Origin of the sequence: Stappia sp. TSB10GB4, from assembly GCF_900185745.1 — a bacterium.
In the GTDB taxonomy this organism is placed as follows: domain Bacteria; phylum Pseudomonadota; class Alphaproteobacteria; order Rhizobiales; family Stappiaceae; genus Stappia.
Genome location: NZ_FYAV01000069.1, coordinates 67,065 through 93,928 on the forward strand (window position 1 = coordinate 67,065; position 26,864 = coordinate 93,928).

The 26,864-nt window shown below is 68.7% G+C and carries 21 protein-coding genes; 14 read left to right on the forward strand and 7 right to left on the reverse strand.

The genetic code is table 11. From position 1 onward, the window contains the following. Positions 1 to 75: 75 nt before the first annotated feature. The 4 genes from recF to rpsL all read left to right on the forward strand — a co-directional run bounded on the left by recF (position 76) and on the right by rpsL (position 5,129). Entirely contained in the window at positions 76 to 1,215 is a 1,140-nt protein-coding gene (recF, locus tag TSB10GB4_RS19820; RefSeq protein ID WP_186388730.1) for a DNA replication/repair protein RecF, read from the forward strand. Positions 1,216 to 1,291: 76 nt separating this feature from the next. Continuing rightward, complete coding sequence (locus TSB10GB4_RS19825; protein ID WP_186397151.1) at positions 1,292 to 1,909, forward strand: LysE family translocator; 618 nt, start codon at positions 1,292 to 1,294, stop codon at positions 1,907 to 1,909. A gap of 214 nt (positions 1,910 to 2,123) precedes the next feature. Next, positions 2,124 to 4,577: a DNA topoisomerase (ATP-hydrolyzing) subunit B gene (gyrB, locus tag TSB10GB4_RS19830; RefSeq protein WP_186397152.1), complete on the forward strand. Its 2,454-nt coding sequence runs from the start codon at positions 2,124 to 2,126 to the stop codon at positions 4,575 to 4,577. A 180-nt stretch (positions 4,578 to 4,757) separates the two neighbouring features. Continuing rightward, complete coding sequence (gene rpsL, locus TSB10GB4_RS19835) at positions 4,758 to 5,129, forward strand: 30S ribosomal protein S12 (RefSeq protein WP_067223430.1); 372 nt, start codon at positions 4,758 to 4,760, stop codon at positions 5,127 to 5,129. Positions 5,130 to 5,517: 388 nt separating this feature from the next. On the opposite strand, the gene TSB10GB4_RS19840 is transcribed toward rpsL, so the two are convergent. The 7 genes from TSB10GB4_RS19840 to TSB10GB4_RS19870 all read right to left on the reverse strand — a co-directional run bounded on the left by TSB10GB4_RS19840 (position 5,518) and on the right by TSB10GB4_RS19870 (position 12,932). Continuing rightward, on the reverse strand, positions 5,518 to 5,730 hold the full coding sequence (locus tag TSB10GB4_RS19840) for a hypothetical protein (protein ID WP_186397153.1): 213 nt from the start codon (positions 5,728 to 5,730) through the stop codon (positions 5,518 to 5,520). 386 nt (positions 5,731 to 6,116) lie between these two features. Further along, positions 6,117 to 6,662: an OmpA family protein gene (locus TSB10GB4_RS19845; RefSeq protein WP_244570972.1), complete on the reverse strand. Its 546-nt coding sequence runs from the start codon at positions 6,660 to 6,662 to the stop codon at positions 6,117 to 6,119. Further along, the gene (locus tag TSB10GB4_RS19850; protein WP_186388964.1) at positions 6,659 to 7,315 is read right to left on the reverse strand and encodes a L,D-transpeptidase; all 657 of its coding nucleotides are present in this window, start codon (positions 7,313 to 7,315) and stop codon (positions 6,659 to 6,661) included. Before TSB10GB4_RS19850 ends, TSB10GB4_RS19845 begins: the two co-directional genes overlap by 4 nt. Positions 7,316 to 7,481: 166 nt before the next feature. Beyond that, positions 7,482 to 9,134, reverse strand: a complete 1,653-nt coding sequence (locus TSB10GB4_RS19855; RefSeq protein WP_186397154.1) for an NTP transferase domain-containing protein — start codon at positions 9,132 to 9,134, stop codon at positions 7,482 to 7,484. Next, positions 9,131 to 9,844, reverse strand: coding sequence for an XdhC family protein (locus TSB10GB4_RS19860; RefSeq protein WP_186397155.1), 714 nt, complete (start codon positions 9,842 to 9,844; stop codon positions 9,131 to 9,133). The genes TSB10GB4_RS19855 and TSB10GB4_RS19860 overlap by 4 nt, the downstream gene beginning before the upstream one ends. 149 nt (positions 9,845 to 9,993) lie before the next feature. Beyond that, on the reverse strand, positions 9,994 to 10,338 hold the full coding sequence (locus tag TSB10GB4_RS19865; RefSeq protein WP_186397156.1) for an XdhC family protein: 345 nt from the start codon (positions 10,336 to 10,338) through the stop codon (positions 9,994 to 9,996). 980 nt (positions 10,339 to 11,318) lie between these two features. Next, positions 11,319 to 12,932, reverse strand: coding sequence for a phosphoenolpyruvate carboxykinase (locus TSB10GB4_RS19870; RefSeq protein WP_186397157.1), 1,614 nt, complete (start codon positions 12,930 to 12,932; stop codon positions 11,319 to 11,321). A gap of 542 nt (positions 12,933 to 13,474) precedes the next feature. Between TSB10GB4_RS19870 and TSB10GB4_RS19875 the strand changes: the two genes are divergently transcribed. The 10 genes from TSB10GB4_RS19875 to TSB10GB4_RS19920 all read left to right on the forward strand — a co-directional run bounded on the left by TSB10GB4_RS19875 (position 13,475) and on the right by TSB10GB4_RS19920 (position 26,841). Then, positions 13,475 to 14,878 carry an MATE family efflux transporter gene (locus TSB10GB4_RS19875; protein WP_186397158.1) on the forward strand — a complete coding sequence of 468 codons (1,404 nt, stop codon included), beginning with the start codon at positions 13,475 to 13,477 and terminating at the stop codon, positions 14,876 to 14,878. Positions 14,879 to 14,989: 111 nt separating this feature from the next. Then, entirely contained in the window at positions 14,990 to 15,688 is a 699-nt protein-coding gene (locus tag TSB10GB4_RS19880; RefSeq protein WP_186388739.1) for a response regulator transcription factor, read from the forward strand. Between the two features lie 76 nt (positions 15,689 to 15,764). Further along, entirely contained in the window at positions 15,765 to 17,606 is a 1,842-nt protein-coding gene (locus TSB10GB4_RS19885) for a sensor histidine kinase (protein ID WP_186388740.1), read from the forward strand. Further along, on the forward strand, positions 17,603 to 18,073 hold the full coding sequence (locus tag TSB10GB4_RS19890; protein WP_186397159.1) for an HPr kinase/phosphorylase: 471 nt from the start codon (positions 17,603 to 17,605) through the stop codon (positions 18,071 to 18,073). The genes TSB10GB4_RS19885 and TSB10GB4_RS19890 overlap by 4 nt, the downstream gene beginning before the upstream one ends. Positions 18,074 to 18,350: 277 nt before the next feature. Next, positions 18,351 to 18,755 (forward strand): PTS sugar transporter subunit IIA, encoded by a 405-nt coding sequence (locus TSB10GB4_RS19895; protein ID WP_186397160.1) that lies wholly within the window; start codon positions 18,351 to 18,353, stop codon positions 18,753 to 18,755. Between the two features lie 38 nt (positions 18,756 to 18,793). Further along, positions 18,794 to 19,087 carry an HPr family phosphocarrier protein gene (locus tag TSB10GB4_RS19900; RefSeq protein ID WP_186388743.1) on the forward strand — a complete coding sequence of 98 codons (294 nt, stop codon included), beginning with the start codon at positions 18,794 to 18,796 and terminating at the stop codon, positions 19,085 to 19,087. Positions 19,088 to 20,181: 1,094 nt separating this feature from the next. Next, positions 20,182 to 21,579, forward strand: a complete 1,398-nt coding sequence (gene ahcY, locus TSB10GB4_RS19905; protein ID WP_186397161.1) for an adenosylhomocysteinase — start codon at positions 20,182 to 20,184, stop codon at positions 21,577 to 21,579. A gap of 378 nt (positions 21,580 to 21,957) precedes the next feature. After that, the gene (locus TSB10GB4_RS19910) at positions 21,958 to 24,429 is read left to right on the forward strand and encodes a PAS domain-containing sensor histidine kinase (protein WP_186397162.1); all 2,472 of its coding nucleotides are present in this window, start codon (positions 21,958 to 21,960) and stop codon (positions 24,427 to 24,429) included. A gap of 12 nt (positions 24,430 to 24,441) precedes the next feature. Further along, positions 24,442 to 26,004, forward strand: a complete 1,563-nt coding sequence (tsaE, locus tag TSB10GB4_RS19915) for a tRNA (adenosine(37)-N6)-threonylcarbamoyltransferase complex ATPase subunit type 1 TsaE (protein WP_186397163.1) — start codon at positions 24,442 to 24,444, stop codon at positions 26,002 to 26,004. A 72-nt stretch (positions 26,005 to 26,076) separates the two neighbouring features. Next, the gene (locus TSB10GB4_RS19920) at positions 26,077 to 26,841 is read left to right on the forward strand and encodes a nucleotidyltransferase family protein (protein WP_256376600.1); all 765 of its coding nucleotides are present in this window, start codon (positions 26,077 to 26,079) and stop codon (positions 26,839 to 26,841) included. Positions 26,842 to 26,864: the final 23 nt, after the last annotated feature.

The following is a 26,864-nucleotide window of genomic DNA, read 5'->3' on the forward strand; positions in this document are numbered from 1 at the left end:
TCTGCGCCCTTGCCGGGACCTGCAGGCGCTGCGCAGGCAAGGGACCCGAAGCCACGCGACCCGTATGGAGGCCGGATGGGCGAGCCGGTCCAGGTTGCCCTCAGCAGCCTGACACTCACCGATTTCAGGAATTACGAGCAGGCGAGCGTCGCATTCGGCGCCCGCCTGGTGGCGCTGGTCGGTGACAACGGCTCGGGCAAGACCAATCTGCTGGAGGCGGTGTCGCTGCTCACGGCGGGACGCGGGCTGCGCCGGGCCCAGCTCGACGAACTCCACCGCCAGGGCGCGCAGGGAAGCTGGAGCGTTGCCGCCCGTCTCACCGGCCCCGACGGCGAGACCCGCATCGGCGTCGGCCACGCGCCGGGCGAGACCGGCCGACGCATCCGCATCGACGGCACCGACGCCCGCTCCTCCGACCAGTTGCTCGATCATCTGCGCGTGCTCTGGCTGCTGCCGGCGATGGACGGGCTGTTCACCGGCCCGGCCGGCGACCGGCGCCGCTTTCTCGACCGGCTGGTGCTGGCGATCGACCCCGGCCACGGCCGCCGCGTCGCCGATCTGGAAAAGACCCTGCGCGCCCGCAACCGGCTGCTGGAGGAGGGCGGCTCGGCCGCCTTTCTCGACGCGGTGGAGGCGCAGCTCGCCCCGCTTGCCGTGGCTGTCGGCTTTGCCCGGCGCGAGACGGTTGCCCTGCTGCAGGCCCGCATCCACCAGCAGGCGGATCTCGGCCTGCCGTTTCCGCTGGCCGGCGTCGAGCTGGCCGGCGACTTCGAGCGCGACTGCGAGGGGCTTGCCGCATATGACATCGAGGACCGTTACCGCGACCAGCTCGGCGAGGCGCGCCTGCGCGACCGCGCCGCCGGACGGACCCTTTACGGCCCGCATCGCAGCGATCTCGCCGTTCGCCTCCTTGCCAAGGACATGCCGGCGGCGCTCGCCTCGACCGGCGAGCAGAAGGCGCTGCTGATCGGCCTCATCCTCGCCCATGCGGAAGTGACCTCGCAGACCGCCGGCATGACCCCGGTGCTGCTGCTCGACGAGGTCGCCGCGCATCTGGATCCCGGCCGGCGCAAGGCGCTGTTTTCGCGGCTGGCGGACCTCGGACTGCAGGTGCTGATGACGGGAACCGACAGCCAGCTCTTCGTCGACCTGCCGGAGGGCAGCCAGATTCTGAAGGTCGCACATTCGACCATTTCGCCTTATATGGAAGGGTGAACGGCTCTCCCGGCCCCTCCTGGCCCCCCTGCAAGGCGGCTTTCGCAAGGCCGGCCTCCCAAGGATCGAGTTTTACATGGATGTTTCCGCGCTGCTCGTCTTCGCCGCGGCCCTGTTCGTCGCGGCCGTCATTCCCGGTCCCGGTATTGCCGCCATCGTCGCGCGCGTGTTGTCGCGCGGCCGCGAGGGCGCGTTCGCCTTCTGCTTCGGCATCGCCCTCGGCGACGTGATCTGGCTGGGCTTCGCCGTCGCCGGTCTGGCGGTGCTGGCCAAGTCCTTCGGCACGGTGTTCCTGCTGGTCAAATATGCCGGCGCGCTCTATCTGGCCTATCTGGCATGGAAGATGTGGACCGCACCCGCCGATGGCGGCCTTGCGGCGGTCGGTCCGGTGCGCAAGGAACGGCCCGTCGCGCTGGCGATGGGCGGGCTGGCAGTGACCATGGGCAATCCCAAGGTGATGGTCTTCTATCTGGCGCTGCTGCCCAACATCATCGCGCTGGAGACGGTGACCATGCTCGGCTATGCGGAGCTGTCGCTGGTCACTTTCGCGGTGCTGGCGGTGGTGCTCGGCGGCTACTGTCTGCTGGCCGAGCGGGCAAGGCGGATGCTGGCCAGCCCGCGCGCGCTGAAACTTCTCAACAGGGTCGCCGGCTCGGTAATGGCGGGGGCGGCGGTGGCGGTCGCCACACGCTGAGCACGGCACGCCGACGGGCACGGATAACGCATTGACTTGGAACGGGAAAACCGATGCCTGCCGAAACCCCTCCGCAAGCGGACGGTGAGGGGCGTATCGCGGCGGTCGCCAAGCGGTGGCCGGCGGCCGGAAAGCCGGGCGACAGCCGGTTGAACCCCTGTTGCAAGCCCGTATAACTGAACGACACACAAGATCCAGCGAGCGTTTGATTCGAATGAGCGATACCCCGACGGGCAGCGAAAGCGAACCGCAGGTCAGCAACGGCGCCGAGGAATACGGCGCGGACTCGATCAAGGTCCTCAAGGGCCTCGATGCGGTGCGCAAGCGTCCCGGCATGTATATCGGCGACACCGACGACGGCTCCGGCCTTCATCACATGGTCTACGAGGTGGTCGACAACGCCATCGACGAGGCGCTGGCCGGCCATGCCGACCGGGTGACGGTGACGCTGAACGCCGACGGTTCGGTGACCGTGACCGACAACGGCCGCGGCATTCCGACCGACCTGCACTCCGAGGAGGGCGTCTCCGCCGCCGAGGTCATCATGACCCAGTTGCATGCCGGCGGTAAGTTCGACCAGAACTCCTACAAGGTGTCGGGCGGCCTGCACGGCGTCGGCGTTTCCGTGGTGAATGCCCTGTCGACCTGGCTCGACCTGCGCATCTGGCGCAGCGGCAACGAGCACCGCATGCGCTTCCGCAATGGCGAGGCCGAGGCGCCGCTGGCCGTCGTCGGCCCGGCGGACGGGCGCAAGGGGACGGAAGTCACCTTCTTGCCGTCGCCGGACACCTTCACCCGCATCGAGTTCGATTTCGCCACGCTGGAACACCGGCTGCGCGAACTGGCCTTCTTGAATTCGGGCGTCCGCATTCTCCTGACCGACCGGCGCGGCGTCGAGGAGAAGGCCGTCGAGCTGTTCTACGAGGGCGGCCTGGAGGCTTTCGTGCGCTATCTCGACCGGGCCAAGCACCCGCTCATCGAGGCGCCGATCGTCATGCGCACCGAGAAGGACGGCGTCACGGTCGAAGCGGCGATGTGGTGGAACGACAGCTACCACGAGCAGGTGCTGTGCTTCACCAACAACATCCCGCAGCGCGACGGCGGCACGCATCTGGCCGGATTCCGCGGCGCGCTGACCCGGCAGATGACTGGCTATGCCGACCAGTCGGGCCTCCTCAAGAAGGAAAAGGTCTCGCTGACCGGCGACGATTGCCGCGAGGGGCTGACCTGCGTGCTCTCGGTCAAGGTGCCGGACCCGAAATTCTCGTCCCAGACCAAGGACAAGCTGGTCTCCTCCGAGGTCCGTCCGGTCGTCGAGAACGCCATCAACGGGGCGCTGGCCGAATGGCTGGAGGAAAATCCGGCCCCGGCCCGCGTGCTGGTCTCCAAGATCGTCGAGGCGGCGTCGGCCCGCGAGGCGGCGCGCAAGGCGCGCGAACTGACCCGGCGCAAGGGCGCGCTGGATGTCGCCTCGCTCCCCGGCAAGCTCGCCGACTGCCAGGAGCGCGACCCGGCCAAGGCCGAACTCTTCCTGGTGGAGGGCGATTCGGCCGGTGGCTCGGCCAAGCAGGGCCGCAGCCGCGAGAATCAGGCGATCCTGCCGCTGCGCGGCAAGATCCTCAACGTGGAGCGGGCGCGCTTCGACAAGATGCTGTCGTCCAACGAGATCGGCACGCTGATCACCGCGCTTGGCACCGGCATCGGCAAGGAAGAATTCAACCTGGCCAAACTGCGTTACCACAAGATTATCATCATGACGGACGCAGATGTCGACGGCGCCCATATCCGCACGCTGCTGCTGACGTTCTTCTTCCGGCAGATGCCGGAGCTGATCGAGAACGGCCATATCTATATCGCCCAGCCGCCGCTCTACAAGGTCAAGCGCGGGAATTCCGAGCAGTACCTGAAGGACCAGGAGGCGCTGGAAAACTACCTGATCGACACCGGCCTGGAAGACTGCACGCTGACCCTGGCCAGCGGCGAAGTGCGCAGCGGACACGACCTGCGCGACGTGGTCGAAAAGGCGCGCTCGGTCGCCGGTATCCTCGACGGGCTGCATTCGCGCTACGACCGCGATGTGGTCGAGCAGGCGGCGATCGCCGGCGCGCTGAACCCGGACGTGCATCACGATCCGGTCCGCTCGGTGGAGGCGGCGGCCTATATCGCCCGCCGGCTGGACATCCTCGCCGATGAGTTCGAGCGCGGCTGGGAAGGCAAGGTGCTGGACAATGGCGACCTGGTGTTCGAGCGCACGGTGCGCGGCGTCAAGGAAGCGGCGACCATCGACGCGGCCCTGCTCGGCTCGGCCGATGCCCGCAAGCTGGACGCCCGCACCCAGCACCTGCAGGAGATCTACATCAAGGCGGCGACGCTGGCCCGCAAGGGCAATGACACAGCGATCCGCGGGCCGCGCGCCCTGCTCGACGCGGTGTTCGCGCAAGGACGCAAGGGCATCGCCATGCAGCGCTACAAGGGTCTCGGCGAAATGAACGCCGAACAGCTCTGGGAGACCACGCTCGACCCGAACGTGCGCTCGCTGCTGCAGGTGAAGGTGCGCGAGGCGGACGCCGCCGACGACATCTTCACCAAGCTGATGGGCGATGATGTCGATCCGAGGCGCACCTTCATCCAGGAGAACGCCCTCGCGGTCGCCAATCTGGACGTCTGACAACCGCCGCCCCGCCCGCCGGAGTGGTTGCTGCGCGAAAGCCGGATGCCGGAATCGCGCAGCAAGCAATCGGACGCGGCGGAAAACGCCGGAAAGCGGGATTCTCCCTTTGACAAAGCGGGCCGCCCCCCCTATACGAGGCGGCCAAGACATTCCTCAAAAACAAGCTGCAAGCACCCTATGCCGACAATCAACCAGTTGGTTCGCCTGAACCGTAAGCCGACCGTCAAGAAGTCCAAGACCCCCGCGCTGGGCGGTAACCCGCAGAAGCGCGCGGTTTGCACCCGCGTCTACACCACGACGCCGCGCAAGCCGAACTCGGCTCTTCGTAAGGTCGCGCGTGTTCGCATGACCAATGGCAATGAAGTCACCGCCTATATCCCGGGCGAGGGCCATAACCTGCAGGAGCACTCGGTGGTGCTGGTGCGTGGCGGCGGCCCGAACGACCTTCCGGGCGTCCGCTACCGCGTGATCCGCGGCGTGCTCGACACCCAGGGCGTCAAGGACCGCAAGAAGCGCCGTTCGCTCTACGGGTCCAAGCGCCCGAAGTAAGTTTCCGGCCGGGTTGTCCCCGGCAGGGTTTGTCTTCGCAAGGCCTTCCGGACACCCGTCCGGGAGGCCTTGTTGCTTTTGCGCCCAGCCGGTCGCGGCCATGGCGGCGGGCGGGGACAGGTGGCGGACGGGGAATCGGCTCCCAGCGGGGGTATCCGGGGCACCGCAGATGCGGTTTCAAGGCCCTGGAGGCGGGGACAAGTGGTGCCAAGGCCAACGGAAAAAGCGCCCATCCGATTTCTCGAAGGGTGCTATCCTGTTGAAATGTATAGATATTTTTTGAGGCGATTTTGCAAAATCTTGCGAGATTTTGCGTTTGGCGTCTCAAATCGCGCTGTTTTCGATCACCTCCGCCGCGACCGGCCCGGCCGGCGAGGCGCGCGCCGGATCAGGCGGCGATGCGGCGCTGTGCCCGGAAGGCGATCGGCGCGCTCTCGCGATTGCGGCGACGCTCCTCGGCCGAGATATAGACCAAGGCGTGATGCTCGCCGCAATAGGAGACGCCGGCCTCGACGCGGTTGCGGCAGGGGAAGGTGTAGTTGCCGCCGGTGCCCTCGGCCCACTTGCACTGGCCGGCACGCGGCAAACGGAGTTCGTTCATCGGTCTGATCCTTCAAGCTGCGACGCCTGGCGCTGCGAAGCGCGATCCGCGGGTCTTGCCGGGGTATCGGTGTCAGGAGCGCAGGCCTTGCGGCCGCGGCGTCAAAAAAGCCGGGCGCTCGAGGCCCGGCGTCGATCTGATGACTGTAATATAGGTGTCATATTGCCAAAGGCCAAACGCGTCCCCGGCATGGGAGCCATGCCTTTATTGCAGTGCAGCGATGTGGTTAACGCCGAGCCGCCAGATTGGGTGCCAGAATGGGTACCGGAATAGGCGCCGGGACGGCGACGCGATCGCCGGCCGGCGGGCAGGGGGCAGCGCCAGGTGCGAGCCTCTCGTCCCGGCCCTCTCCTCCCCGGCCTCTCGTTCCGGCCTGGCGTGCGCGCCTAGCGCTCGCGCTCCTCGCGCAGGTTGGTGACCACCCGGCGGTTCTGCGCCTTGCATTCCTCCGCCGGACAGTCGCGCACCTTGCGCTCGGTGCCGTAGCCCTTGGCCCACAGCCGGTTCGGCGCAACGCCCTTGCCAACCAGATAGGCCATCACCGCATTGGCCCGGCGCGTCGACAGGGTGCCGTTGTCGCCGGGGCTGCCCGGATCGTCGGAAAAGCCCTGGATCTTGGCGTACCAGTGCCGGTTGGCGGTCAGCCAGTCGGCCTGCTTGTCGAGCGTCATGCGCGCGGTCTCGTCGATCTCCGCCGAACCGGGCGCGAAATAGGTGCGCCGGCCGACATTGAGCATGAAGGCCTCCTCGCTGCCCGGCTCCATGTTGGCGAAGCCGAGCACCGGCGCATTGGTGATGTCCGGCGAGGCGACGTTCTCCACTGTGTTGCAGGCGGCCAGCAGGCCGCAGGCGGCCAGCGCGGCAAGGAGACGGACGGTCGGCGCCGGTCCCGGCAGGGAGCGGGCGGCGAGGGGTGTCGCGGATGAGGTCACGTGCGCTCCTGGTCCTGCGGGGTGCCGGCGCCCAGATGTTCGAGAACCGACACGCGGGTTCCGACCGGGCAGCGCTGGTAGAGGTCGATGATGTCCTCCGGGAACATGCGGATGCAGCCAGACGACACGTTGCTGCCGATGCTCCAAGGCTCCAGCGTGCCGTGCAGCCGGTAGCCGGTGTCGGCGCCGCTGTCGTGATGCAGGTAGAGCGCGCGCGGCCCCAGGGGGTTGCTCGGCGCGCCGCCCTCCACCATCTGCGGCAGGTCGGGCTGGCGCTGGCGCATCTCCGGCGGCGGCACCCAGCGCGGCCACAGCGCCTTGCGCCGGACCTGGGCGCGGCCGAACCACTGGAAGCCCTCGCGGCCGACGCCGACGCCGTAGCGCAGCGCCGTGTTGTTCTCCCAGATCCAGTAGAGATAATGATTGCGCGTGTCGACGACGACGGTGCCGGGCGATTCGGGCGAGAAATACTTGACCATCTGCCGGCGCCATTGCGGCTTGATCACCGAGAAATTGGTGCGCCGGAAGCTGAAGCCGTTGTCCGCTTCGGCCCCGTCGAACCATTTCGAGGACGCGATCGCCGGCATCGGCAGCGAGATGTTCGCCGCCAGCGCGCCCGCACCGACGAGCAGCGCCCTCCGGGTCATGGATATCCGGCTCACGGATATCGGGCTCATGGACAGCGTCGTCCTGGATACCGTCATGCCGTCTCCTCCTCTGACGGGCAGCCGTTCCCCTCCCGCCCTCGCCAGCAGTCGCGAGCGCGGAACGGCCCTATTACTGTCCATCAGGGAGAAAACGTCAATCCTTTGAAGTTTTTCAGTTCGGTGACGCCGATGGCGACGGGGCTTCGCCAACCTCCGCCCCGGCCGCCGCCAGCGCCTCGCGGGTGTCGAGGTCGAGCCGCGCGGCCTCGCCGATCTCCACCTCGCGCAGGGCGGCGGCGTGCTGGCCGATGAGATGGCGGGCGCCGGTGTCGCCCTCCAGCCGCGCCAGCGCGTCGAAATGGCCGCGGTCCCACAGCACCGGATTGCCGCGCTTGCCGCCGGAAGTGGCGAGCACCAGGGTGACGCCCTCGTCCGGACGATAGGCCGTGATCAGCCGGTCGAGCACGGCCGCCGTGACGCCCGGCATGTCGGCGAGCAGGATCATCGCCGCGTCCGCGTCCGGCCTGAGCGCCTTGATGCCGGTGCGGATCGACGAGGCCATGCCCTCCGCATGGTCCGGATTGTGCGCCAGCGCGACGTCGAGCCCTTCAAGCGCCGCCTCGACGTCTTCGCGCATGTGGCCGGTCACCACGGTGAGGCGGGACAGCCCGCTTGCCAGCGCGGCCCTGGCGGCGATGCGCACCAGCGGCTCGCCGCCGATCCGCGCCAGCAACTTGTTGACGCCGCCGGCCCGGCGCGACTGGCCGGCGGCGAGCAGGATGCCCTCGACCCGGCGCCGGCGCGGGTCCGCCGCCTGTGCCACCTCGCGCGGCATTTCGCGCGGTTGCGGCCGGGTGCCGATCTCCATCAACAGCCCGCCGACGCCCAGGCCGGTGATCTCCTGGCGCGTGACGGGCAGGTCCGCCATCAGCCGGTCGAGCACCCAGTCGAAGCCGTTTTCCTTGGGGCTGCGGGCGCAGCCCGGCGCGCCGAGCACCGGCACGCCGCCGACCTCGCCGACCAGCAGCAGGTTGCCCGGATCGACCGGCATGCCGAAATGGGTGATCGTGCCGCCGGCGCGCTCGATCGCGCAGGGGATGACGTCGTCCCGGTCGACAATGGCCGAGGCGCCGAACACCAGCACCAGCTCCGCCCCGTCCGCGATCTGCGCCGCGATCGCCTCCGCCACCGCCTCCGTGTCGTGGGCGACGCGCGTCTCGCCCGCGAGCTGCGCTCCGTAGACGGCAAGGCGGCTCTCGGTGATCCGCCGGGTCTTGTCGAGGGTGGCGGGCTTGAGATGGGCGAGCTGCGTCGCCACCAGCGCGACGGGCCGCGCACGGAACGGGGCGAGATGCACCGCCCCGCGCACGGTGTCGCAGGCGGCCTCCACATCGGCGCGCGGCGCGGCGAAGGGGATGATCTTGGCGGTCGCCACCATGCGCCCCCGGGTGACGCGGGCGAAGGCCGGCAGGGTCGCCAGGGTGATCGCCGGATCGATGCGGTTGGTCCGGTCGATCGCGTCCTTGTCGACCACCAGCACCCCGTCGGCATCCGCATGGAAATTGACCCGGCCGGTGAACGGCGGCTCCAGCGTCAGGCCGCCGCCGGACGCGGCCTTCGCGATGCGGTGCGCCGCCTCGTCCTCGTGGCAGTCATCCGGGCCGAGCCGGGCGGCGATGACCTCGGCGATCCCGGCCTTGAGGATCCGCGCGATGTCGTCGGCGGTGAGCCGGTGCCCCTTCTTCAGCGCACCGTCGGCAAGCCGTAGCGTGTGGGCGAGCAGGGCGCCCTCCGCGTCCCTCGTGGCAAGCGGGCCGAACTTCACGGCCGGCCTCCTTCTCCCTTGAGCTCGGGACCCTTGCGCAGCGCGGCGATGATGTTGGCGAGCACGGCGACGGCGATCTCGGCCGGCGAGGCGGCGCCGATATCGGCGCCGATCGGCGCGTCGATGCGCGCGAAGGCATCCGGCGTCACCCCGGCCTTCTGCAGCCGCTCGCGGCGCTTGCCATGGGTCTTGCGGCTGCCGAGCGCGCCGACATAGAAGCACCCGGCCGACAGCGCGGCGGCAAGCGGCACATCGTCGATCTTCGGATCGTGGGTGAGCGCGGCGAGCGCGGTGTAGGGATCGAGCGAGAGCTGCTCCAGCACGTCGGCCGGCCATTCGGCGAGCAGCGTGCCGTCCGGAAACCTCTCCGGCGTTGCGAAGGCGGTGCGCGGGTCGACGACGGTCACGTCGAAGCCGGCGATCTGCCCCATCGGCACGAGAGCCTGGCTGATATGGACGGCGCCGATCAGCACGATGCGCGGCGGCGGCACGCTGACGGTCAGAAACGCCTGGCCGCCGCCTTCAAGTGCGATCAGGCCGGACTTGCCGGAGCGGAGCCTTGCGCGCAGTTCCGCCGCCAGCGGATCGGCGTCCGCGATGTCGCTTGGGGCGACGAGGCGCTGGGCGCCGCTGCCGATCTCGGTGACGAGGATCGCCGGCTTGCGGCCACTGCGGGCGGCGTTGAACCGGGCGAGGAGCTGAAGGTCCATGGGCGGGTCCTGGCGGGGTTGGTGTCTGGCTCTGCTGAAGTCTGGCCTGTCTGAAGTCTGGCCGGTCTGAAGTCTGGCTGCCTGAAGTCTGGCGACCGGATCGCCGGAGACTGCGCCGGACGGGCACGGCGGAGGCGGGTGCCGACGGTTCAGGCCGGCTGCGCCACCGGCTCGACATAGACGCGGATGCGGCCGCCGCAGGACAGGCCGACGCGCCAGGCGGTCTCGTCGGCGACGCCGAATTCCAGCATGGCGGGCCTGCCGGTCTCGATCACCTCGGCCGCCTCGGCGACGACCGCGCCCTCGACGCAGCCGCCGGACACCGAGCCCTCGAAATTCCCCTCGGCGTCGATGACCAGATGGGCGCCGACCGGGCGCGGCGCCGAGCCCCAGGTCTCGATCACGGTGGCAAGGGCGACCCTGCGGCCCTCGCGCGTCCAGCTTTCGGCCAGCGCCAGCGGATCGGCGTCCACCCGGATTGCATCCTGCTGCATGTCCGTCTCCTTCGTTGCCCCGAATATAGGCTCACCCCGGCGCGCTGCACAGGCGTCCTGTTGCTGGCCTTTGGTCGGAAGGGGGCGTCTTAGACAAGATGGGCTTTTTGTCGTAATCTTTGAGTTTCCGCCAGTTATTTGATTTTCATCGGAAAAAATTACATGATCGAATTTGATGAACTGAAAATGCGCAAGATTTGGAACCAAGCAAGGTGCCCCGTTATCCTGAGGCGTGTAGCTGTTGGCCAGAAGATAAGGCTGCGCCTACCTGAGGCTGAGGACAGTTTTGAATGGCTACGGAACGGGGAGCGCATGAAACGTAGATGGGTTGAAAATGGAAAATATTGGGAGATACCAAAAAAATGGTTCAGTGATGTTGTGAATAGATCTTTGGAAAAATACAATGAAGTTTATATCATACAGCCGTATCGCGAGCAGGAAAAATGCGCTCCGGCCTGTATGAATGCTAGAAAACATGAATGTACTTGCTCGTGTATGGGGAGGAATCACGGAGCGGGAGTACATGGATCGTGGTTTGTTGTGTCTGATGCATTCGCTACCCGTTGGCAAGATGCGGTCTGGGCGTGTCGGCACATGACGACACGGAGCGATGCTCGATCGATTGAATAATTTGCAGTCCCTCGAAGAACAGACTTTTCGGAGTTGCTCTGTCGCTCTAAGCCGTCCCGCCCCTGCCGAGGGCGCCAATGGTTCCCGGTTCTGCGCTGCGCTGGACCGGGATGACCCTCGAGAGGGTGGCACGGCCTTGCATCCCCTCTGCCGTCACCCCGGCCGCAGGCGAAGCCGGAGAGCCGGGGCCTATTGGTTGCCAGAGCGGTTGCGAGGGTGCGCGGGCCGCTCCCCGCACGGGCGCCGCCCCTAACGAAAAAGGGCGCCGCGAGGCTGCGGCGCCCTTCAGTCAGTCAGCGCTGCGGCGCGGGTTGTCCGGTCGCAGCGCGGAAGGCCGGTCCGCTGCGGCGTTACTCGGCCGCGGCGCGGAAGGACGGGGCGGCGGCGAGGATCGCGCCGTCGACATGGCTTTCGAACTTGGCGAAGTTGCTGACGAACATGTCCACCAGCTTGGCGGCCTGCGCGTCATAGGCGTCCTTGTCGGCCCAGGTCGAGCGCGGGTCGAGGATCGCCGCGTCGACGCCCGGCACCTCGACCGGAACGGCGAAGCCGAAATTCGCGTCCGTGCGGAAGGCGACATCGCGCAGCGACCCGTCCAGCGCGGCGGTGAGCAGCGTGCGGGTGGCGCGGATCGGCATGCGGTGGCCGGTGCCGTAGGCGCCGCCCGTCCAGCCGGTGTTGACCAGCCAGCAGTCGACCTGATGCGCGGCGATCAGCGAGCGCAGCAGGTTGCCGTATTCCGAGGGATGGCGCGACATGAACGGGGCGCCGAAACAGGTGGAGAAGGTCGCCTGCGGCTCCGTCACGCCCTTTTCGGTGCCGGCGACCTTGGCCGTGTAGCCCGACAGGAAGTGATACATCGCCTGCGCCGGGGTCAGCCGGGCGATCGGCGGCAGCACGCCGAAGGCATCCGCCGTCAGCATGATGATGTTCTTCGGATGCGGCGCGCGCCCCGTCGGGCTGGCATTGGAGATGAAGTGGATCGGATAGGCGCAGCGGGTGTTCTCGGTCTTCGAGCCGTCGTCGAAGTCGGGCACCCGGGTGTCGGGGTCGAGCACCACATTCTCCAGCACGGTGCCGAAGCGCTGGGTGGTGGCGTAGATCTCCGGCTCCGCCTCGGCCGACAGCTTGATCGTCTTGGCGTAGCAGCCGCCCTCGAAGTTGAAGACGCCGTCCGGTCCCCAGCCGTGCTCGTCGTCGCCGATCAGCGTGCGCGAGGGGTCGGCGGAGAGGGTGGTCTTGCCGGTGCCGGACAGGCCGAAGAACACGGCCGTGTCACCCTCGTCGCCGACATTGGCCGAACAGTGCATCGGCATTACCCGGCTGGCCGGCAGCAGGAAGTTCAGCATCGAGAAGACGGACTTCTTCATCTCGCCGGCATAGGAGGTGCCGCCGATCAGGACGATGCGGTTGGTGAAGTCGCAGGCGATCACCGTCTCGGTGCGGCAGCCGTGGCGCGCGGGATCGGCGCGGAAGCTCGGCAGGTCGATGATCGTCATCTCGGGCGCGAACTCAGCGAGCTCGGCGGCGCCCGGACGGATCAGCAGGTTGCGGATGAACAGGGAATGCCAGGCATATTCGGTGAAGACGCGGACCTTGATCCGGTGGACCGGGTCGGCGCCGCCGAAAAGGTCCTGGGCGTAGAGCGACATGCCCCTGGCATGGGCGGCCATGTCGGCATGGAGCGCGGCGAACTGCTCGGGGCTCATGGCGCTGGAATTGTCCCACCACACGGTGTCGCGGGTGGTGTCGTCGAGAACGATGAACTTGTCCTTCGGCGAGCGGCCGGTATGGACGCCGGTGTCGGCGACGAGGGCGCCGCCCTCGGCAAGCACCGCCTCGTTGCGGCCAAGGGCGTGCTCGTAAAGCGCAGGCGCCGTGAGGTTGCGATAAAGTCCGCCGAGCTCCTTCAAGCCGCACATGCCCGCGTCTTTCGAAGACAGCTCTACGCCCTGGTCCGCCATGTTTCCGAAATCCCTGTATCGTGTTGGTTCGCCCGGCCCGCCATGGGGCCGCTGATACTGCCGGTCGCCGCGCGTTCGCTCCTGTCGCGAGGTCGCAATATGACTCCGGTAGCGATGACCCGCCGGCGGCCCTGTGCCGGCGCACGGAACGGCCGTCGACCTGTTTTTCAGGTCCGGCCCTGCTTTTCTTTTTCGCTTTTGGCAGAGCGAACCTAGTGGATGGCCCTGAAATCAACAAGCGCAACGAAGGTGGCAAGCTTGCGGCTAAATCGATTTAATTCACCATTTCTGTGATTATAATTATTTTTTAAGGAAAAATAATACGGTTCCGGCGCGTGCTCCGGTGGAATACTCGTTTCATATCAGATCATTCGCGGATCATCCGTTCAAAGCCATGGGTTTTCGCGGGGGAGGAGCCCCGAATTGGGGGGAAGAATCGGGGGGCTCGCGGCGAGGCATCCGCGGCGGCGATGACCGGCGCGGAGGTTTCGGCTATGGTCGCGGGCCCGATTGCCACCCGCCGCCTCCCTGTTCAGGCCCAGATGTCGACACCACGCAGGTCCATTCCCGCCCCGACGGGGCATCATCTCCGCGCCACCGTGGCGCTGGCGCTGCCGATCATCGTCTCGCGCGCGGCGCTGGTGGTGATGTTCACCGTCGACACGGTGATGGCGGGCCGGGCGAGCGCCGCCGACCTTGCCCATTTCGGCCTCGGCGTCGCGCCGCAGCTTACCTTGATGATGATCGCCGTCGGCGCGCTGCAGGCGACCGCGGTGCTGGCCGCGCAGGCGCTCGGCGCGGGCGATGCCCCGCGCGCCGGCGCGGTGCTGCGTGCCTCGCTCGCCCATGCGCTGGCGCTGGGTCTCTTCTGTCTCGTCCTGTCGCTGCTGGCCGAGCCGTTCTTCCGGGCGACCGGGCAGGAGGCGGACCTTGCCGCAGGCGCGGCGCGCGTCTCGCTCGCCTTCGGCTTCGGCATGCCGGGCATCCTCATTTTCGTCGCCTGCAACCTGTTCATGGAGGCGACGGGACGGCCGAAGACCGGCATGGCGATCATGCTCGCCGCCAACCTCGTCAACGTGCCGCTGAACGCGCTCTTCGGCTATGGCTGGGGCGGGCTGTTCGCCGCCGGCGGGGCGGAAGGCATCATGCTGGCGAGCACCATTGCGCGCACCCTTGCCGGGGCGACCATCCTCGCCATCCTGCTGCGGCAGGCGGGGCGCGACGACAGGTTCCGCATCCTGCCGCGCCGCCGGGCCGGGGCGGCGGCGGTCGGCCTGTGGACGGACCCGGACGCGCGCCTGCTGCGCCGGCTCGGCCTGCCGATGGGCCTTGCCCAGGGCGCGGAAAGCGCCGCCTTCGCCACCGTGGTGATGATGGCCGGCTGGCTCGGCACCGCCCAGCTTGCCGCCTATCAGACGACGATGAGCCTCGTCACGCTGACCTTCATGATGGCGGTTGGCACCGGCGGGGCGACGGCGATCCTGGTCGGCCGCGCCTTCGGCGAGGGCGATGCGGCCAATGCCGGGCGCGCCGGCTGGGCCGGGATCGCGCTCGGCGCGCTGTGGCCGCTGCCGGTCGCCCTGCTGTTCCTGGTCTCGCCGGAGACGGCGGCGCGGGTGGTGACCAGCGACCCGCTGACCGTCGAGGCCGCCGCGCAGGCGCTGTTCGTCGCCGGCTTCATGCTGTCGCTCGATGCGTCGATGGCGGTGGCGATGGGCGCGCTGCGCGGCCTCGGCGACGTGTGGTGGCCGACCCTGTGGCAGACCGGCGCCTTCTGGCTGGTGGCGGTGCCGGCCGCCTATCTGATGGCGATCGGGCTGGAGGTCGGCGCGGGCGGGCTGATCGGCGGGCTGATCGCCGGGATCGTGGTATCCTTCACCGGCCTTGCCCTGCGCTTCGCGCGCCAGAGCGCGCGGGGCCGGCCGGAGCCGGCGCCGCAGGCGTGATGGCGGCTGGCGGGCCCCGTCCGGCCTCGCCATAATTTATGCGCATTTGCACCGCCAAGGCTGGTAAACCAAGACGAGCGAACAAGAAGAACGGGTTCAGGGCTTTCGACCATGCCGACGATCGCACTCGTAGACGACGACCGCAACATCCTGACCTCGGTCTCCATTGCGCTGGAGAGCGAAGGCTACAGGGTCCATACCTATACGGACGGCTCCTCGGCCCTCGACCGGCTGATCACCGATCCGCCGGATCTTGCCATCTTCGACATCAAGATGCCGCGCATGGACGGCATGGAACTGCTGCGCCGGCTGCGCCAGAAGTCGGACCTGCCGGTGATCTTCCTGACCAGCAAGGACGACGAGATCGACGAGCTGTTCGGCCTGAAGATGGGCGCCGACGACTTCATCCGCAAACCGTTCTCCCAGCGCCTGCTGGTCGAGCGCGTCAAGGCGGTGCTGCGCCGCGTGCAGCCGCGCGATCCCTCGACCAGCAAGCCGGAAAGCGACAAGCTGCTGGAGCGCGGCGACCTGGTCATGGATCAGGAGCGCCACACCTCGATGTGGAAGGGCCAGCCGGTGACGCTGACGGTCACCGAATTCCTGATCCTCTACGCGCTGGCGCATCGTCCGGGCGTGGTCAAGAGCCGCAACGCGCTGATGGACGCGGCCTATGACGATCAGGTCTATGTGGACGACCGGACCATCGATAGCCATATCAAGCGCCTGCGGAAGAAGTTCAAGCTGGTCGACGACAGCTTCGACATGATCGAGACGCTGTACGGCGTCGGCTACCGCTTCCGCGAGGGCTGAGGCGCGCGAGCGCGAAGACGCGGCCCGGAAACAGGGCACGAAGGCGTGGCCGGGAGCTCCCGGCCGGGGAAGGTGAATGGCGATCGAGGTGGACACGGGCGGGCAGGCGCATCGCGAGGCCGACCCGCGGCCGGCGTCCCCGGCACGGGCCGGGGACGGGCCGACGGCTGGGCGCGGCGAGACGGCCCCGCGCCGGCTCCGCCGCCGCATCCTGTCGCGGATCGGCGGCGCCCTGTCCCCTTATCTGACCTCCTCGCTGACCCGCCGCATCCTGGTGCTCAACCTTGCCGGCCTGTGCGCGCTGGTCGGCGGCATCCTCTATCTCAACCAGTTCCGCGCCGGACTGATCGACGCCCGCGTCCAGAGCCTGCTGACCCAGGGCGAGATCATCGCCGGCGCCATCGCCGCCTCGGCCACCGTCGAGACCGACGGGCTGATGGTCGATCCCGAGCAACTGCTGCAGCTCCAGGCCGGCGAGAGCGTCTCGCCGACCGATGCCTCGCGGCTGACCGACTTCCCGATCAACCCGGAACGGGTCGCCCCGGTGCTGCGCCGGCTGATCTCGCCGACGCGCACGCGGGCGCGGATCTACGATCCCGAGGGCATCCTGATCCTCGATTCCCGGCATCTTTACGCGCGCGGCCAGATCCTGCGCTTCGACCTGCCGCCGCCGACCGCGGAGGAACCCGGCATCTGGGACCAGATCTGGGCCGATGTGAAACTGTGGTTCCGCCGCGGCGACCTGCCGCTCTATGAGGAGATCGGCGCGGGCAACGGCCGCGCCTATCCGGAGGTGGAGGCCGCGCTCGCCGGCTCGCCCGCCAGCGTCGTGCGCGTGTCCTCGCGCGGCGAGCTGATCGTCTCGGTCGCGGTGCCGGTGCAGCGCTTCCGCGCGGTGCTGGGCTCGCTGCTGCTGTCGACGCAAGGCGGCGACATCGACGCCATCGTGCGGGCCGAGCGCATCGGCATCGTCCGCGTCTTCCTCGTCGCCGCGACGGTGACGATGGTGCTGTCGATCCTGCTGGCCGGCACCATCGCCGGCCCGGTGCGCCGGCTGGCGGCGGCGGCCGAGCGGGTGCGCCGCGGCATCAAGTCGCGCGAGGAGATCCCGCAGTTTTCCGAGCGGCGCGACGAGATCGGCCACCTGGCGCGGGCCCTGCGCGACATGACCAACGCGCTCTACAACCGGATGGATGCGATCGAGACCTTCGCCGCCGACGTCGCCCACGAGCTGAAGAACCCGCTGACCTCGCTGCGCAGCGCGGTCGAGACGCTGCCGCTGGCCAAGCAGCCGCAGGCACGCGCCCGGCTGATGGAGGTGATCCAGCACGACGTGCGCCGGCTCGACCGGCTGATCACTGACATTTCCGATGCCTCGCGGCTGGACGCGGAACTCGCCCGCGCCGACGCCGAACCCATCGACATCTCGACGCTGCTGCTCGGCGTCTGCGACCTTGCCAACGAGCGCGCGGCAAGCGGCGAGGCGCCGGTGGCGGTGCAGATCGCCCCCTCGCGGCGCGACCACCCCTATAGGGTGCTCGGCCATGACAGCCGCCTCGGCCAGGTGATCAACAACCTGATCGACAATGCCCGCTCGTTCTCGCCGCCGGGCGGCAGCGTGCGCATCGCCGCCAACCGCACCGCCGACATGGTCGAGATCACGGTGGACGATGACGGGCCGGGCGTGCGCCCGGAGCTGCGCGAGCGCATCTTCGAGCGCTTCTACACGGATCGTCCCGAATCCGAGGGCTTCGGCAACAATTCCGGCCTCGGCCTGTCGATCTCCCGGCAGATCGTCGAGGCGCATCGCGGCACCATCACCGTGTCGAACCGCGAGACGACGGACGCCAAGACCGGCGAGACCCGCGTCGAGGGCGCCCGCTTCACCGTGCGCCTGCCGGCCGAAAGCCGGGGATGAGCGGCGAGACGGTGCATGCGTCCTGCATCCTGGTCGGCAGCGCCGGTATCCTGATCCGTGGCCGCTCGGGCGCCGGCAAGTCGCGGCTCGGCGAACGGATCCTCAGCGAGGCGCGCCTGCGCGGCCGCCTGGCGCTGGCGGTCGCCGACGACCGGGTGGCGCTCAACGCCCGTTCGGGCCGGCTGATCGCCACCTGTCCCCCCGCCCTTGCCGGCCTGTGGGAGCGGCGCGGGGAGGGCATTGTCGCCCTCGCCTTCGAGCCGCGCGCGGTGGTGCGGCTGGTGGTCGATCTGGTGTCGGAGGCGGAGCTGGAGCGGATGCCGGAGCCGGAGGCGATGCGCGTGCAACTGTGCGGGGTCACGCTTGCGCGCCTTGCCGTGCCGTGCGGCCGCGAGGGCGCTTCGGCCCTGCATGTGCTGGCGGTGCTGGCGGGAGCGGCCAGTGAGCGACAGGTGAGCGACAGGTGAGCGGCCAGTGAGCGGCCAGTGAGCGACAGGTGAGCGGCGCGGGGCGGAAAGGCGGGGGGGAGCTGGCGAAAAAGGCGGCGGCGGCGCCGATTTTTCTTGCACTGCAGCGTTCCCTTGCCGACATTGGGCGCCCGGCATCGAACGACCGGGAGCTGGGGGCCTCGATGCATGGCAGGTGGCGCGACCGAACAATCCGGGACCGTGCCGGGCGCCGTGCACAGGCCGCCGCGGACGAACACGACACGACAGGCAATGACGGGCAAATGACGGACAGGGCATGATCGGTCTCGTACTTGTTACGCACGGACGATTGGCGGTGGAATTCAAGTCTGCGCTGGAGCATGTCGTCGGTCCGCAGGAGCGGATCGAGACGATCTGCATCGGCCCGGACGACGACATGGAGCAGCGTCGGCAGGACATCCTTGCCGCCGTTGCGAGCGTCAATGACGGAGCCGGCGTCGTGCTGCTGACCGACATGTTCGGCGGCACGCCGTCGAACCTCGCGATCTCGGTGATGGACGGCACCAATATCGAGGTGATCGCCGGCGTCAACCTGCCCATGCTGATCAAGCTGGCGAGCCTGCGCGGCGAGATCCCCATCGCCGTGGCGGTCGACGAGGCGCGCAAGGCCGGCCAGAAATACATCTCCGTCGCCAGCCAGGTGCTGTCGGGCCAGGGATGAGGGGTCAGGGGTGACGGGGTCGGGATGACGGGGTCGGGATGACGGACACGATGCAAGCTGTCGGACTCGTCCGCGACCTGATGATCGTCAATCGCCGGGGCCTGCATGCCCGCGCCTCCGCCAAGCTGGTGAAGCTGGTCGAGACGTTCGAGGCGCAGGTGATCGTGATGAAGGACGGCCAGACGGTCGGCGGCACGTCCATCATGGGCCTGATGATGCTGGCCGCCAGCCCCGGCTGCTCGATCCGCGTCTCGGTCAGCGGGGCCGAGGCGGAAGCCGCGCTTGCCGCCATCGCCGAACTGGTCGAAAGCGGCTTCGGCGAAACCGACTGAGCCGCGCTGCCGGAGCCCTCGCCGGACGCGGCCGCTGGCCGGAATGGCGGGGTCTGTTCGGGGCCGGAGAGGCGGGACCCATTGGCCCCCTCGGCAAGGTTGAGGCGGGACGCATCGCCACCTTCCGCGGCTGTCACGCCTGCGCAGGCAGGCGTCCGGTATCCGCTGGGGTAGGCGGGCGTGCGAAGGCAGCAACCTCCAGCGTTCCGGCGGCAGCGCTGAGGCCTCACTGGAACCGTTCGGGGTTACTGGTTCCCGGTCTTCGGCTTCGCCGAAACCGGGACGACATCCTGTGGGTGGGGCGACCGGCGGAGGGTCGTTTCCGTTATCCCGCCGCCGTCGCCCACCCTCGGACGTCATCCCGGGCAAGCGAAGCGCGACCCGGGGGCCATTGGCTGCCAGAGCGGTGGCGAAAACACGCGCGTCCCTCCCGCGTCCTTCTGCCCAATCGCGTCTTGCCACGTCTTCCCGGACGCACCACCCTTCCCCGCGTCCTCCCGGACGGCGCGCAGCGCCGAGCCGGGATCGGGGAGCCGAGGGCCTGTCCGGCGTGCTCCCGGATGTCCCCACAACCGCCGTGCCTCCCCGGTTCCGGCTCGCGCTTCGCTTGGCCGGAATGACGAAGGAGAGGCCTTGCCCGGAAAGACACCGGGGAGAGGTCTTGCCCGGAATGACGTCAGGGGGAGGCGGGCGCGACAAGCACTCCTTGAAAGAGCCTCCGGTTCCGGCTCGGCGCTCGTCCGGCCGGACGGGCGGCGGAGAAGGACCGGAGCCGCGCACCAAGGCAAGGGATTTGCGAATGAAGAGGACATAAAGAAATCTTTATATCCTTATTGCTTTGTGCTGATTTCCGGCCTATAAAACCGGCGTCCGCCGGATGCTCGCGTCCGGCGCAAGCCGTTATCTGCGCCGAACCCCGGACGAGAGTCCGGATGACACGGCGCCAGACAGGACCGGGACGCGCCCGGAAGGCCAGCGGACGGCCACAGGCGCCGCGTCGCGCGACGGCCGTCTGCGGGCAGGCGAATGCAGGTTCAAACAGCGACTGCGTCCAGCACGGCCGCAGTTTTCAACACAGTGAGCGGACGAGACCGATGACCACCGCAACCGACTACTACGTCAAGGACATCTCCCTGGCCGACTATGGCCGCAAGGAGATCGACATCGCCGAGACCGAGATGCCGGGCCTGATGGCCTGCCGCGAGGAGTTCGGCGAGAAGAAGCCGCTCAAGGGCGCGCGCATCGCCGGCTCGCTGCACATGACCATCCAGACCGCCGTGCTGATCGAGACGCTGGTGGCGCTCGGCGCCGAGGTCCGCTGGGCCTCCTGCAACATCTTCTCGACCCAGGACCACGCCGCCGCCGCCATCGCCGCCGCCGGCATCCCGGTCTTCGCCGAGAAGGGCGAGACCCTCGAGGAATACTGGGATTATTGCGACCGGATCTTCTTCTTCCCCGAAGGCACGGCCAACATGATCCTCGACGATGGCGGCGACGCCACCATGTATATCCTGCTCGGCGCCCGCGCCGAGGCCGGTGAGGACGTGCTCTCCAATCCTGGCTCGGAGGAGGAGAAGATCCTCTTCGCCCAGATCCGCAAGCGCATGGCGGCGAGCCCCGGCTGGTTCACCAAGCAGCGCGACGAGATCCGCGGCGTCTCCGAGGAGACGACGACGGGCGTCAACCGCCTGTACCAGCTCAAGGCCAAGGGCCTGCTGCCGTTCCCGGCGATCAACGTCAACGACAGCGTCACCAAGTCGAAGTTCGACAACAAGTATGGCTGCAAGGAAAGCCTCGTCGACGGCATCCGTCGCGGCACCGACGTGATGATGGCCGGCAAGACCGCCGTCGTCTGCGGCTATGGCGATGTCGGCAAGGGCTCGGCCGCCAGCCTTCGCGGCGCCGGCGCCCGCGTCAAGGTGACCGAGGTCGACCCGATCTGCGCCCTGCAGGCGGCGATGGACGGCTTCGAGGTCGTCACCCTGGAGACGGCCGCCCCGAGCGCCGACATCGTCATCACCACCACCGGCAACAAGGATGTGGTGACGCTCGACCACATGCGGTCGCTGAAGGACATGGCGATCGTCGGCAATATCGGCCACTTCGACAATGAGATCCAGGTTGAGGCGCTGCGCAACTACAAGTGGATCAACATCAAGCCGCAGGTCGACATGATCGAGTTCCCGGACGGCAAGCGGATGATCCTGCTGTCGGAAGGCCGCCTGCTGAACCTCGGCAATGCCACCGGCCATCCGAGCTTCGTGATGTCGGCCAGCTTCACCAACCAGGTGCTGGCGCAGATCGAGCTGTGGACCCGCCCGGATGCCTATGACAAGGACGTCTATGTCCTGCCGAAGCATCTCGACGAGCGCGTCGCCCGCCTGCACCTTGCCAAGCTCGGCGTCGAGCTGACCGAGCTGACCCCGGCGCAGGCCGACTATATCGGCGTGAAGACCACCGGCCCCTACAAGCCGGAACATTACCGCTACTGATCGATCCCGCCGGTTTCCGGCGCAACCGGCAGGCACGGGGCCTGCCGGGCGGGGACGAACCCTTGAACGAGTGCGGAAACGGGGGCTGTGGATGACACGGCCCCCGTTTACTTTTCGGTAACGCACCCTTCTGCGCGATTCGCGTTTGCGTTATGGTCTTTGCGAATCAGGTGCTTCGTGAGGCAGAACTGGCGTGACGGCCCGTTGGCGGCGGCCTGAAGCGGGTGGCCCGAAGCGGGCGACCTGAAACGGATGACCTGAAACGGGCGACCCGATGCGGGCGCTGCGATGCGGGCGACCCGATACGGGCGACAGGGGAACGAGCGGATGCCGGCGGACGGCTGGGAACATGGGCGCAGGCGCGCCGCATGGCGGGACATGAGTCGCAAGGCGCGGCTGGGTCTGTCGACCGCGCCGCTGGCCCTCGTCGCCTCCACCGGCCTGTGCCTTGCCCAGGACGCCGCTGCCACAACGCATCCGCTGCTGTCCGGATCCTTTACGCCGGAAAAGGTGGTGTGGATCGCCGCGATCGGCGGCGCCGTCGCCTTCGCGGTGACCGCCGCCGTCACCCTGATCCGCAACATGCGGGCCAATTCCGGAACCCTCAGCAGCGCCACCCAGACCAGCGCCCGGCTGGTCGCCCGGCTCGACCGGCTGGAAAGCCTGATCGCCTCCGACGACCAGCGCATCGTCATGTGGCAGCCCGGCGAGGACGAGCCCTTCGTCGCCGGCATGCTGGACGAGAGCTCCGGCGTGCCGCGCTCGCCCGCCCGGTTGCTGGCCTTCGGCTCCTGGCTGGAGGCGCGAGCCGCGGCCGCGCTCGACCAGGCGGTCGACCGGTTGCGCCAGCATGGCGAATCCTTCCGCATGACCCTGCCGACCCGGTCCGGCGGCATGGTCGAGATCTGCGGCCGCCTCGCCGCCAGCGCACCGGTGCTGCGGCTGCGCGACCTGACCGGCGAGCGCCGGTCGCAGGCCGTGATGGCCGAGCGCAACGGCGCCATGACCCGCGAGCTGCAGACCCTGCGGGCGCTGCTCGACGGCATATCCTCGCCCGCGTGGCTGCGCGACGAGGAGGGGGCGCTGGTCTGGGTCAATGCCGCCTATGCGCGGGCGGTGGAAACCGACAGCGGCGCGGCGGCTATCGAGGCCAGGGTCGAATTCCTCGACGCCAAGGGCCGCGGCCAGATCGAGCGCGGCCGCGACGAGAGCGGCCAGGCGCGCGCCCGCCTGCCGGCGGTGGCGGCCGGCGCCCGGCGGATCTTCGATATCACCCAGATCTCGGTGGAGACCGGCTCCGGCGGCCTTGCCATCGATGTCAGCGAGTTGGAGAACGTGCGCCAGGAACTCGGCCGCACCATCGACTTCCACGCCCGCACGCTGGACCAGCTCGCCACCGCCGTCGCGATCTTCGGCGCCGACCGGCGGCTGCAGTTCTACAACGCCGCCTTCCGCGCCCTGTGGGACCTCGACGCCAGTTTCCTCGAAAGCAATCCGACGGACGCGGCCCTGCTCGACGCCCTGCGCGCTGCGCGCAAGCTGCCCGAGCAGGCCGACTATCGCGGCTGGCGCAACAAGCTGCTGGAGACCTATACCTCGCTCGACGCGCGCGAGTTCTGGTGGCACCTGCCGGACGGACGCACCTTGCGCGTCATCGCCAACCCGCATCCGCAGGGCGGCGTCACCTATATCTACGAGAACGTCACCGAGCGGCTGGAGCTGGAAAGCCGCTACAACTCGTTGATCCGCGTCCAGGGCGAGACGCTGGACAACCTGTCCGAGGCGGTGGCGGTGTTCGGCTCCGACGGGCGGCTGCGGCTGTGGAACCCGGCCTTCGAGACCATGTGGGACCTGGCCGACGAGCGGCTCGGCGACAGTCCGCACATCACCCGCGTCGTCGACATGGAGATGCTGGAGGAGGACGAGGCGGCGACCTGGCGCCAGCTCGTGACGGCGGTGACCAGCCTTGCCGACAACCGCGAGCCGGTGTCGGACCGGCTGGAGCGCGAAAGCGGCGAGGCGATCGACTATGCCACCGTGCCGCTGCCCGACGGCGGCACGCTGGTGACCTTCGTCAATGTGACGGACTCGGTCAATGTCGAGCGCGCCCTGCTCGACAAGAACGAGGCGCTGGAACAGGCCGACCAGCTCAAGAACGCCTTCATCCAGCACGTCTCCTACGAATTGCGCTCGCCGCTGACCAACATTATCGGCTTCGCCCAGCTTCTCTCCGACCCGAAATTCGGCCCGCTGACCGACAAGCAGGGGGAGTATGTCGACTACATCCTCTCCTCCTCCTCGGCGCTGCTGGCGATCATCAACGACATTCTCGATCTTGCCACCATCGATGCCGGCATCATGGAGCTCGACATTTCCTCGGTCGACGTCGCAAGGACCGTGCAGGCGGCGGTGGAGGGGCTGAAGGACCGGCTGGCCGACAGCGGCATCGCGCTGAAGCTGACCATCGCCGACGATGTCGGGGTGATCCAGGCCGACGAGCGGCGGCTGCGCCAGGTGCTGTTCAACCTGATCTCCAACGCGCTGCGATTCTCCGATGTCGGCGGCACCATCGACGTCGCCTGCCTGCGCACGGCCAGCGCCATCGAGTTCCATGTCCGCGACCATGGCTGCGGCATCCCCGAGGACATGCTCGACCAGGTCTTCGCCCGCTTCGTCGGCCGCGATGCCGGCCAGCGCCGCCGCGGCGCCGGGCTGGGCCTGTCCATCGTCAAGAGCTTCGTCGAGCTGCATGGCGGCACGGTCTCCATCGAGTCGGAAGAGGGGGTCGGCACGTATGTCGTCTGCCGATTTCCCTTCGCTCCCGATGCCCTTCAGCACGCCGCCGAGTGACCGGCCCGCCGCATGAGCGACACCGGCCCCGCATCGTCCCGCCGGCAGGGGGAGCCAGATCCCGGCGCCGGCGCGATCGCCCTGTTCTGCGGCGATGAGGCGGCGACCCGCCGCCTTGCCGAGGACATCGCCATGCTGCTCCAGCCCGGCGACTGCCTGTGCCTGGTCGGCGACCTCGGCGCCGGTAAGTCGACCTTCGCACGGGCCCTGCTGCGGACGCTCGCCGACGATCCCGCGCTGGAGGTGCCGAGCCCGACCTTCACCCTCGTCCAGACCTATCCGCTGACCGCCCTGCCGGTCGCGCATTTCGACCTCTACCGGCTGGAGGACGAGGAGGAACTGGACGAACTCGGCCTCGACGAGGTGCTGGAGACCGGCGCCGCGCTGATCGAATGGCCGGAGCGGGCGGCCGCGCGCCTGCCGGGAAACCGGCTCATCTTGCGCCTCGCCGCCGGCGACACGCCGCAGGCGCGCGCGATCACCCTGCTGCCGCCGAACGAGGCCTGGCGCGCGCGGCTGGAGCGCACGCTGGCGATCCGCCGGCTGATCGAGGCGAGCGGGTTTGCCGGCGCCAGCCGAAGGCGCTTTGCGGCGGATGCCTCGGCCCGCCGGTTCGAGACGGTGCAGGCGGGGGCGGATCGCGCGGTGCTGATCGATTCGGCGCCGCTGCCGCCGCAGCCGGTGCTGCGCGACGGGCTGAGCTATCGCCAGCTCGTGCACCTCACCGATGGGGTCGACGCGGTGGTCGCCGTCACCGAGGCCTTGCGCGCGCGCGGCCTGCGCGCACCGCGCACCCTCGGCGCGGATCTGGCGGCCGGGCTGGTGCTGCAGGAGGACCTCGGGCGCGGCAGCGTCGTCGAGGCCGGCCGGCCGGTGGCGGAGCGCTATCTTGCTGCCGCCGAGCTGCTGGCAAGGCTCCATGGCGCGCCGCCGCAGGCGGATCTGCCGCTGCCGGATGCTTGCGGCGGCGGCAGCTACCGGCTGCCGCACTTCGACCCGCGGGCGATGCGGGTCGAGGCCGGACTGTTCCTCCAATGGTATCTGCCGCATATGGGGGAGACGGTGTCCGATGCCCTGGAAGAGACCTTCGCGGCCTGCTGGGCGCCGCTGTTCGAGCGCGCGTCGCGGGACCGCAACTGGGTGCTGCGCGACTACCACTCGCCCAACCTGATCTGGCGCGAGGAGGGCGAGGGCACCGACCGCCTGGGCCTCGTCGACACCCAGGACGCGATGATCGGCCCGGCCGCCTATGACGTCGCCTCGCTGGCGATGGACGCGCGCGTCGATGTGCCGGCGGAGCTGGAGCAGCAGATCGTCGGGCACTATCTCGCCCGGCGGCACGCCACCTCGCCCGGCTTCGACGAGGCGGCCTTCCGCCGCGATTACGCCATCATGGGTGCGCAGCGGGCGACCAAGATCCTCGGCATCTTCACCCGGCTCGCCGTGCGGGACGAAAAGCCCGGCTACCTTGTGCATCTGCCGCGCGTGCGCGAGTATCTCACCCGCTGCCTGCGCCATCCCGAGCTTGCCGAACTGGCCGGCTGGTTCGACGGCCGCCTCGGCGAGACCGGCTGAGCGGGCCGGGCCCCGAGGCGGCGCGGGGCAGGAGAAACGGCGGGGGCATCCACCCAACGGAAAGAGGCGGACTTGCAGGCAGATACGGATATCGGGGCGAGGAAACAGGCGGACGTTCGAGGCCCGAAGCGGGCCATCGTGCTGTCGGCCGGCATGGGCAAGCGCATGCGCCCGATCACCGCGACGACGCCCAAGCCGCTCGTCTCGATCGCCGGGCGGGCGCTGCTCGACCGGGCCTTCGACAAGCTGGTTGCCGCCGGCGTCGAGACCGTCGTCGTCAACGTGCATTACCTTGCCGATCTCGTCGAAGTGCATGCCCTGCGCTGGCAGGGACCGCCCAAGGTGCTGATCTCCGACGAGCGTGCCGAGCTGCTGGAAACCGGCGGCGGTGTCGTCAAGGCGCTGCCGCTGCTCGGCGAGGAGCCGTTCTACCTGCTCAATTCCGACAGCACCTGGATCGAGGGCGTGAGGCCCAATCTGGAGCATCTGGCAAGGCACTTCGACCCGCAGAAGATGGACGCCCTGCTGCTCTTGTCCGGTCTCGTCACCGCCGTCGGCTATGACGGCAAGGGCGACTTCGTGATGGATGGGGACGGACGCCTGGCGCGGCGGGCAGAGCGCGAGGTCGCGCCCTTCGCCTATGTCGGCGGGGCGATCCTGCATCCGCGCCTGTTCGACGGCGCGCCGGCCGGGGCCTTTTCGCTCAACCGCCTGTTCGACGCGGCGATCGAGCGCGGCACCCTGTTCGGCGTGCTGATGGAGGGGATCTGGCTGCATGTCGGCACGCCGGAGGCGATCGATGCCGCCGAACGCGCCATCCGCGACAGCGCCGCTTGACGGCGCAAGGGGAGGCGGAGACC

Coding starts and splice junctions, on each gene's coding strand:
- recF (WP_186388730.1), top strand. CDS start 76: ATGGGCGAGCCGGTCCAGGTTGCCCTCAGCAGCCTGACACTCACCGAT.
- TSB10GB4_RS19825 (WP_186397151.1), top strand. CDS start 1,292: ATGGATGTTTCCGCGCTGCTCGTCTTCGCCGCGGCCCTGTTCGTCGCG.
- gyrB (WP_186397152.1), top strand. CDS start 2,124: ATGAGCGATACCCCGACGGGCAGCGAAAGCGAACCGCAGGTCAGCAAC.
- rpsL (WP_067223430.1), top strand. CDS start 4,758: ATGCCGACAATCAACCAGTTGGTTCGCCTGAACCGTAAGCCGACCGTC.
- TSB10GB4_RS19840 (WP_186397153.1), bottom strand. CDS start 5,730: ATGAACGAACTCCGTTTGCCGCGTGCCGGCCAGTGCAAGTGGGCCGAG.
- TSB10GB4_RS19860 (WP_186397155.1), bottom strand. CDS start 9,844: ATGGACCTTCAGCTCCTCGCCCGGTTCAACGCCGCCCGCAGTGGCCGC.
- TSB10GB4_RS19865 (WP_186397156.1), bottom strand. CDS start 10,338: ATGCAGCAGGATGCAATCCGGGTGGACGCCGATCCGCTGGCGCTGGCC.
- TSB10GB4_RS19870 (WP_186397157.1), bottom strand. CDS start 12,932: ATGGCGGACCAGGGCGTAGAGCTGTCTTCGAAAGACGCGGGCATGTGC.
- TSB10GB4_RS19875 (WP_186397158.1), top strand. CDS start 13,475: ATGTCGACACCACGCAGGTCCATTCCCGCCCCGACGGGGCATCATCTC.
- TSB10GB4_RS19880 (WP_186388739.1), top strand. CDS start 14,990: ATGCCGACGATCGCACTCGTAGACGACGACCGCAACATCCTGACCTCG.
- TSB10GB4_RS19885 (WP_186388740.1), top strand. CDS start 15,765: ATGGCGATCGAGGTGGACACGGGCGGGCAGGCGCATCGCGAGGCCGAC.
- TSB10GB4_RS19890 (WP_186397159.1), top strand. CDS start 17,603: ATGAGCGGCGAGACGGTGCATGCGTCCTGCATCCTGGTCGGCAGCGCC.
- TSB10GB4_RS19895 (WP_186397160.1), top strand. CDS start 18,351: ATGATCGGTCTCGTACTTGTTACGCACGGACGATTGGCGGTGGAATTC.
- TSB10GB4_RS19900 (WP_186388743.1), top strand. CDS start 18,794: ATGACGGACACGATGCAAGCTGTCGGACTCGTCCGCGACCTGATGATC.
- ahcY (WP_186397161.1), top strand. CDS start 20,182: ATGACCACCGCAACCGACTACTACGTCAAGGACATCTCCCTGGCCGAC.
- TSB10GB4_RS19910 (WP_186397162.1), top strand. CDS start 21,958: ATGAGTCGCAAGGCGCGGCTGGGTCTGTCGACCGCGCCGCTGGCCCTC.
- tsaE (WP_186397163.1), top strand. CDS start 24,442: ATGAGCGACACCGGCCCCGCATCGTCCCGCCGGCAGGGGGAGCCAGAT.